Annotated in this window: 8 protein-coding genes; all 8 read right to left on the bottom strand. The window is 73.9% G+C overall.

Annotated elements, in window-relative coordinates:
* Positions 1 to 417: 417 nt before the first annotated feature.
* Positions 418 to 1809: an NAD(P)/FAD-dependent oxidoreductase gene (locus L615_RS17645; RefSeq protein WP_145725908.1), complete on the bottom strand. Its 1392-nt coding sequence runs from the start codon at positions 1807 to 1809 to the stop codon at positions 418 to 420.
* Positions 1810 to 1848: 39 nt separating this feature from the next.
* A complete protein-coding gene (gene nusB, locus L615_RS17640; RefSeq protein WP_028655746.1) occupies positions 1849 to 2256 on the bottom strand; it encodes a transcription antitermination factor NusB in 408 nt (135 codons plus the stop codon).
* A gap of 11 nt (positions 2257 to 2267) precedes the next feature.
* Entirely contained in the window at positions 2268 to 2834 is a 567-nt protein-coding gene (gene efp / locus L615_RS17635) for an elongation factor P (protein ID WP_028655745.1), read from the bottom strand.
* A 94-nt stretch (positions 2835 to 2928) separates the two neighbouring features.
* A complete protein-coding gene (locus tag L615_RS17630) occupies positions 2929 to 4293 on the bottom strand; it encodes a PQQ-binding-like beta-propeller repeat protein (protein WP_028655744.1) in 1365 nt (454 codons plus the stop codon).
* A 41-nt stretch (positions 4294 to 4334) separates the two neighbouring features.
* A complete protein-coding gene (locus tag L615_RS17625; RefSeq protein ID WP_145725906.1) occupies positions 4335 to 4772 on the bottom strand; it encodes a type II 3-dehydroquinate dehydratase in 438 nt (145 codons plus the stop codon).
* Entirely contained in the window at positions 4769 to 5866 is a 1098-nt protein-coding gene (gene aroB / locus L615_RS17620; RefSeq protein WP_028655742.1) for a 3-dehydroquinate synthase, read from the bottom strand. The genes L615_RS17625 and aroB overlap by 4 nt, the downstream gene beginning before the upstream one ends.
* Positions 5863 to 6384: a shikimate kinase gene (locus tag L615_RS17615; RefSeq protein WP_028655741.1), complete on the bottom strand. Its 522-nt coding sequence runs from the start codon at positions 6382 to 6384 to the stop codon at positions 5863 to 5865. Before L615_RS17615 ends, aroB begins: the two co-directional genes overlap by 4 nt.
* Positions 6381 to 7559, bottom strand: coding sequence for a chorismate synthase (gene aroC, locus L615_RS17610; RefSeq protein WP_028655740.1), 1179 nt, complete (start codon positions 7557 to 7559; stop codon positions 6381 to 6383). Before aroC ends, L615_RS17615 begins: the two co-directional genes overlap by 4 nt.
* Positions 7560 to 7570: the final 11 nt, after the last annotated feature.

Raw genomic sequence — 7570 nt, 5'->3', positions numbered from 1 at the left:
CGCCACTGCCGCTGGTTGAGGTGCGAGGCGCCCCGGCGCCGAGCCTCGAAACCAGCGGCACCAGCGCGCCCGACTGTGCCCACCACAGCCCGCCACCAAGGCCCGGAGGTTTCGAGGCTCCTCGCTGGCGCTCGTCGCACCTCAACCACCGGGAGTCCGGCGTCGCGAACCCAAGGCTTGCCGCAAACGGACTCAGCCATCCACCGGAGCCAACTGCGCGCGCGGCAGCGCGGCGCCCGCGCCGAASGCGCGTCGACGGATGCCCGCGGGCCGAGCGCAGCGAGCGCCCGTGCGGCTTCCGTCGACAGGCGACGCGCTCGCGCCAGACAGCACAGGGGGGCCGGTCGGCTACGGTGCGCGGCCGCCAAGATCAACCCCGAACCAACACTCGCGCCGCTGGTCGAGGCCCGAGAACCCCTACGCCTCCGAGATGTCGCCCAGCGCGGTCTCGATGGCCCGGTGGAAGGTGGGGTAGGCGAAGTGCATGCCGCGCAGGGTTGCCAGCGGGACCTCGGCGTGGACGGCGGTGACGAGCATGCCGACGACCTCGCCGCCGGAGGGGCCGACGGCGGTGGCGCCGACGAGCACGTCGCGGTCGAGGTCGGCGACGAGCTTGATGATCCCGTCGTTGCCGACCTTGTGCAGCCAGCCGCGGCTGGACTCGGCGAGCTTGGCGGTCCCGGTGCCGACGCGGAGCCCGGCGTCGCGGGCCTGCTTCTCGGTCATCCCGACCGCGCCGACCTCGGGGTCGGTGAAGGTCGCCCGGGACACGGCGCGGTAGTCGGCCCACGGGCCGTCCTCGCCGCTGAGGTCACGGATGGCGACGTTGGCCTGGTACATCGACATGTGGGTGAAGGCGCCCTTGCCGGTGATGTCACCGACGGCCCACACGCCGTCGACGCCGACCACCCGCATCCGCTCGTCCGTCTCCAGGACGCGCGCCGAGGGGTCTCCCCCGACCGTGTCGAGTCCGACGTCGAGGTTGTTGCGGCGCCCGGCCGCGACGAGCAGCGCCTGCGCGGCGATGCTGGAGCCGTCGGCCAGCCCGATCGCGAAGGCGCCGTCGTGGGACACCGAGGTGACGCCGACCCCCGCCCGGACGCCGATGCCCTCGGCCTCGAGGGCTGCCGCGACGACGGCGCTGGCCTCGGGCTCCTCGGGTCCGAGGATCCGCTCGGAGGCCTCGACGACGGTGACCTCGACGCCGAAGCGGGAGAACGCCTGGGCGAGCTCGCAGCCGATCGCTCCCCCGCCGAGGACGACGAGGCTGCTCGGCAGCTCGCGGACGCGCACGGCGTCCCGGTTCGTCCAGTACGGCGTGTCGGCGAGCCCGTCGATCGGCGGGACCGCCGGCTCGGTGCCGGTGTTGAGGACGACCCCGCGTCGTACCGACAGCCCGACGTCGCCGTCGTCGGTGGTGACCACGACCCGGCCGGGGCCGGCCAGCCGCCCCTCGCCGCGGAGGAAGCGGGCGCCCGCACCCTCGAGCCGCTCGACGGCGACCCGGTCGTCCCAGTCGTCGGTCGCCTCGTCGCGGACCCGGTCGGCGACCGTGGTCCAGTCAGGGACGACTTCTCCGTGGCCGCCGAGGGCGGGCACGCGGCGGGCCTCGGCGAGGGCGTCGGCCGCGCGGATCATCATCTTCGACGGGATGCAGCCGAAGTAGGGACACTCACCGCCGACGAGGCGGCGGTCGACCCCGACCACCGACATCCCGGCCCGGGCCAGGGAGGCGGCGACGTGCTCGCCGCCGGGTCCCAGGCCGATGACGACGACGTCCACCTCGTCCGGCGCGGCAGGCTGCGACATGTCGCCACACTGGCACACGCGGTGCCGCCCCCGGAAGGGTCAGACGAGCGTCGACTTGCTCCGCTGGATCGCGCCGAGGACGCCGTTGACGAAGGCGGGCGACTCGTCGGTCGACAGCTCCTGGACCAGGGCCATCGCCTCGGTCACCGCCACCGTGTCGGGCACGTCGTCGACCCAGAGCAGCTCCCAGACGCCGATGCGCAGGACGTTGCGGTCGACGGCGGGCATCCGGGCGAGGGACCAGCCGGTGGAGAACTCGGTGAGGACCTCGTCGATCCGCTCGCGCCGCTCGGTCACGCCCTCCACGATGGTGCGGGTGTAGGGGTTGCTCGGCCCCTCACCCTCGCGGATGACGCGCTCGAGCGCCTCGACGCCCGTCTCGCCGCGCATGTCGGCGGCGTAGAGGACGTCGAGCGCCCGCTTGCGGGCCTTGGACCTGGCTCCCATCAGGGACGCACTCAGCCCTTCACGCGGGAGAGGTAGGAGCCACCGTCGCGGGTGTCGACCTTGATCTTCTCGCCCTGCTCGATGAACAGCGGGACCTGGATCTCGGCGCCGGTCTCGAGGGTGGCCGGCTTGGTGCGGCCGGTGGCGGAGTCGCCGACGACGCCGGGCTCGGTGTAGGACACGACGAGCTCGACCGAGGCGGGCATCTCGATGAACAGGACGCGGCCCTCGTTGGTCGCGAGGATCACCTCCTGGTTCTCCAGCAGGAAGCCCGCGGCGGAGCCGACGATGTCCGGGTCGACCTCGACCTGGTCGTAGTCCTGGGTGTCCATGAAGACGAAGTTGGTGCCGTCGTTGTAGAGGTACTGGAACGAGCGGCGGTCGACCGTCGCGGTCTCGACCTTGGTGCCGGCGTTGAAGGTCTTGTCGACGTTCTTGCCCGACTCGACGTGCTTGAGCTTGGTGCGGACGAACGCCGGGCCCTTGCCGGGCTTGACGTGCTGGAACTCGACCACCTGCCAGAGCTGACCCTCCAGGTTGAGCACCATGCCGTTCTTCAGGTCGTTCGTCGTTGCCATGCGCGCAGGTCTGCCTTCTCGTATGTCAGTGTCAACGGAGCGGGCGCCGTGGCGACGCCAGCGAGCCATGTTATCGGCCGAGGCCGCGCGGCTCCTAACCCAGCGGCACCACGCGCAGGCCGCTGCGGTCGACGAGCACCGCGACACCGGCGACCACCTGCAGCCCGGCCCAGCCCTCGTGGCTCCAGTCGAAGGAGGTACGACGCGCGCCGTCGTCGACCACGACGTGGGTGTAGTCCCGTCCGATCCGGTCCTGCCGGACGTGCGCCACGAGCAGCCGCTCGTCGTCGCCCTCGACCCGGACGTCGTCGCCGACGTCGAGCTCCTCGTCGTCCTCGGGAGCCACGACCACCATGGCCCCGGAGCGGGGGTTCCACGCCGCGAGCCGCGGTCCGTCGCGCAGGGCCAGCACCGGTCCCTCCAGCGCCTCGTCGTACGTCCAGCCGTCCGGGTAGGGGACCCGCTCGGTGCCGCCGGTCGCGAGGTCGACGACCTCGGCCGCTCCGTCGGCGTCCACGGCGTCCCAGCCTCGCTCGAGGCCCTCGACGAACGCCAGGCGCGCGGTCCAGGTCCAGGTCCGCCCGCTGCCGTCCAGCAGGACTCCCCGCGGCGGACCGGTGCGGTTGTCGTTGACCACCAGCGAGGAGCCGCGCACGACGAAGGGGCGGGACAGGTCGAGGTCCGCGCGCACGACCTCACCGGTCCCGGCCGCCAGCACCCGCGCCCCGGGGTCGTCGAACCGCTCGTGGCCGTGCACGACGAACGCCTCGGCCACCGGCAGGTAGCTCGGGATCCACAGGCTGCGCGCCGAGAGCCAGCCGTCCGGCACCTCCCAGACCGTCTCCCCCGTCGTCGCCCGCAGGCCCAGTCCCCCGCCGTCGTCGTCAGGGTGGTCCCGGCGGAGTACCACGACGCCGTCGGCGGCTGTCACGACGGGATCCCACCCGCCGTCCTGGACCTCCGGGAGGTCCCGCTCCCAGAGCCGGTCACCCGACGCGACGTCGACGCCGCGGACGGCGTCCCCGCCCTGCACGACCGCGACCCCGTCGACGACGGCGAGCACCGTGCCGTCGGCGACCCACCGCTCCTCCCCCGTCCCGAGGTCGCGGGCACCGCTGGTGAGGACCAGGACGTCCCCGTCCCGCCCGACGACCACCTGGGCAGCGCCCCGCACCGTCCACCCCTGCTCGCCGACCGGCGCGGGGTCGACCGCGTAGCCGCCGGTGACCACCAGGGCGGCTGCCGTCACGAACGCCGCGCCGGTGCGCAGGCCGCGGCGCCGGCCGGCAAGGGCGTGGACCACGAGCAGCGCGAGGGCTGCGGCGACGACCAGCAGGCTCGCCCACCACAGGGAGGCGACCGCGCCGAGCAAGGCGTTGAGGGCGAGGAACGCCGCCGCCGCGAGCGTGATCACGAGCGGGCGCCGCGTGGGCAGCCGCAGCCGGTCCGAGAGTGCCACGGCGCGAGCCTGCCCGCGCCGGCGCGGGCCAACCCTCGGGGTCAGCTCCCGGCGACGACCGCCAGGGCCTGCCGGTAGCCGTCGATGCCCTGCCCGGAGATGGTGCGGGTGGCGTGCGGCTCGACGTACGACGTGTGGCGGAACTCCTCCGGGCGCTGCTTCGGCTCTGAGATGTGAACCTCGACCAGCGGCGCCGTCAGCTGGGCGCAGGCGTCGTAGAGGGCGAGCGAGTAGTGGGTCCAGGCGGCGGCGTTGAGGACCACCGGCAGGTCGCGGTCGGCGGCCTCGTTGAGCCAGTCGAGCAGCTCGCCCTCGTGGTTGGTCTGCCGCACGACGACGTCGAGGCCGAGCTCGGCACCCCAGGCGACACACTGCTCGGCGAGCTCGGCGTGGGTGGTGTGGCCGTAGATCTCCGGCKGGCGCCGGCCGAGACGGCCGAGGTTCGGGCCGTTGAGGACCCACACCTCGCGGCGGCTCATGCCGTCGCCCCCAGCGCGTCCCAGGCCGCGCGCAGGTCGTCCTCGGACGGGCCGGCCAGCACGACCGGGCGGCCGACGTCCTCGAGCACGACGAAGCGCAGCTGGTTGCCGCGCGACTTCTTGTCGACCCGCATCGTGGCGAGCAGGTCGTCGAACGGGGCACCGTCCCACGACGTCGGCAGGCCGACCCTGCCGAACACCGCGCGGTGGCGGTCGACCAGCCCGTCGGGCAGGCCCGTCGCACGGGCGGCGAGCTCGGCGACGTAGATGCAGCCGAGGGCGACGGCCTCGCCGTGCCGGATGGAGTAGCCGGTGGCCTTCTCGATCGCGTGGGCGAGGGTGTGGCCGTAGTTGAGCGCCTCGCGGCCGGGGTGGCCGTCGACGCCGCCCTTCTCCTTGAGGTCGCCCGCGACGACGTCGGCCTTGACCGCGATCGCCCGCTCGACCAGCTCGCGCAGCACCGGCGAGTCAGCGGTCAGGGTGGCCGGGTCGGTGGTCTCGACCAGCTCGAGGATCCGCGGGTCCGCGATGAAGCCGCACTTGACGACCTCACCGAGGCCGGCGACGAGCTCGGCGCGCGGGAGCGTCTCGAGCAGGGCGAGGTCGCAGAGCACGCCGGCCGGCTCGTGGAAGGAGCCGACGAGGTTCTTCCCCGCGGGGGTGTTGATGCCGGTCTTGCCGCCGACGGCCGCGTCGACCATCGCCAGCAGCGAGGTCGGGACGTGCACGACGGCGACGCCGCGCAGCCAGGTGGCGGCGACGAAGCCGCCGACGTCCGTGGTCGCGCCGCCGCCGAGGGTGACGACGGCGTCGGAGCGGGTGAAGCCCTCCTCGCCCAGGGCCTCCCAGCACGCCGCGGCGACCTCCCAGTCCTTGGCCTCCTCGCCGTCGGGGACCTGGAGGACGACGACGTCGAGGCTGTCGAGCAGGTCGGCGAACGGGTCGAGGAGGTGCTCGAGCGACTCCGGGCAGACGATCGCGACCCGCTGGACCCCGGCGGGCAGCAGCCCGCGGAGGCGGTCGAGTACGCCGTGGCCGACGACGACGTCGTACGGCGCGGCGGTGGCCACGTGGATGACGGACGGCTCGCTCACGGGGACTCCTCCAGGGCGGCGATGGCGGCGACGACGTCGGCGGCGACGTCGGCGGCAGGACGCTCGTCGGTCTCGACGGTGGTGCGCGCGACGCCCTCGTAGATCGGCGTGCGCTCGTCGAGCAGCTGCTTGACGCGGGAGCGGACGTTGCCGAGCAGCAGCGGCCGGCCGACGCCGAGGCCGACCCGCTTCACCGCCTCGGCGAGCCCGACGCGCAGGAACACGACATGGTGGTCGGCGAGCAGCTCGCGGGTGGCGGGGTCGAGCACCGCTCCCCCGCCCAGCGAGAGCACGCCGTCGTGCGCACCGAGGAGCTCCGCGACGACCTCGCGCTCGAGGGTGCGGAACGTCTGCTCGCCGTCGTCGACGAAGATCTCCTGCACGCTCTTGCCTGCGCGCTCCTCGACCACCTGGTCGGAGTCGGCGAAGCCGACGCCGAGGGCGCCGGCGACCATCCGGCCGACGGTGGTCTTGCCGGCACCCATCGTGCCGACGAGGACGGCGCGGGGTGCGGTCACCGGTAGCGGAGGTTGTCGAGGTAGGCCTGCACGTTGCGGCGGGTCTCGCCGACGGAGTCGCCGCCGAACTTCTCGGTGACGGCGTCGGCGATCACCAGCGCCACCATGGCCTCCGCGACGATGCCGGCGGCGGGGACGGCGCAGACGTCGGAGCGCTGGTGGTGGGCCACCGCCTCCTCGCCGGTCGCGACGTCGACCGTGCGCAGGGCGCGCGGGACGGTGGCGATCGGCTTCATGGCGGCGCGCACGCGCAGCACCTCGCCAGTGGTCATCCCGCCCTCGGTGCCACCGGAGCGGCCCGAGACCCGGCGCAGGCCCTCCTCGGTCGGCACGATCTCGTCGTGCGCGAGCGAGCCGGGCGTCGCCGCGAGCTCGAAGCCGTCGCCGACCTCGACGCCCTTGATGGCCTGGATGCCCATGAGCGCACCCGCGAGCCGGGCGTCGAGGCGCCGATCCCAGTGCACGTGCGAGCCCAGGCCCGGCGGCAGGCCGTGCACGACGACCTCGACGACGCCACCGAGGGTGTCGCCGTCCTTGTGGGCCTGGTCGATTCGCTCGACCATCTGCTTGGAGCCGTCGGGGTCGAGGCAGCGCACCGGGTCGGCGTCGAGGCGGGCGACGTCGTCGGGCGCCGGCAGGTCGCGCGAGGGGGTGCGGACGCCGCCGATCTCCAGCACGTGGCTGACGATGCGGGCGCCGGTGGCCTGCTCGAGGAAGTTGCTGGCGACACGGCCGAGCGCGACGCGGGCCGCGGTCTCGCGCGCGGAGGCGCGCTCGAGGATCGGCCGGGCGTCCTCGAAGTCGTACTTCTGCATGCCCGCGAGGTCGGCGTGGCCGGGGCGCGGACGGGTGAGCGGGGCGTTGCGGGCCTGCTTCTCGAGCACGGCGGCGTCCACCGGGTCGGCCGCCATGACGGTCTCCCACTTGGGCCACTCGGTGTTGCCGACCTGGATGGCGACGGGGCCGCCCTGGGTGCGGCCGTGGCGCACGCCGCCGGTGATCGTCACCTCGTCGGCCTCGAACTTCATCCGCGCGCCGCGGCCGTAGCCGAGACGCCGACGGGCGAGGGAGTCGGAGATGTCGTCGGTCGTCACCTCGACGTGGGCGGGCAGCCCCTCGAGGATCGCGACCAGGGAGGGGCCGTGGGACTCCCCCGCAGTCAGCCAGCGCAACATGGGAGCAAGTC

The organism is Nocardioides sp. J9, assembly GCF_007829375.1.
In the GTDB taxonomy this organism is placed as follows: Bacteria; Actinomycetota; Actinomycetes; order Propionibacteriales; family Nocardioidaceae; genus Nocardioides.
The sequence above is the reverse complement of the archived record's forward strand: the minus strand, read 5'-3'. Positions and strand labels throughout refer to the sequence as shown.

Excerpts from the sequence above, each read along its gene's own strand:
- L615_RS17645 (WP_145725908.1), bottom strand. The coding sequence starts at position 1,809 with ATGTCGCAGCCTGCCGCGCCGGACGAGGTGGACGTCGTCGTCATCGGC.
- nusB (WP_028655746.1), bottom strand. The coding sequence starts at position 2,256 with ATGGGAGCCAGGTCCAAGGCCCGCAAGCGGGCGCTCGACGTCCTCTAC.
- aroC (WP_028655740.1), bottom strand. The coding sequence starts at position 7,559 with ATGTTGCGCTGGCTGACTGCGGGGGAGTCCCACGGCCCCTCCCTGGTC.
- efp (WP_028655745.1), bottom strand. The coding sequence starts at position 2,834 with ATGGCAACGACGAACGACCTGAAGAACGGCATGGTGCTCAACCTGGAG.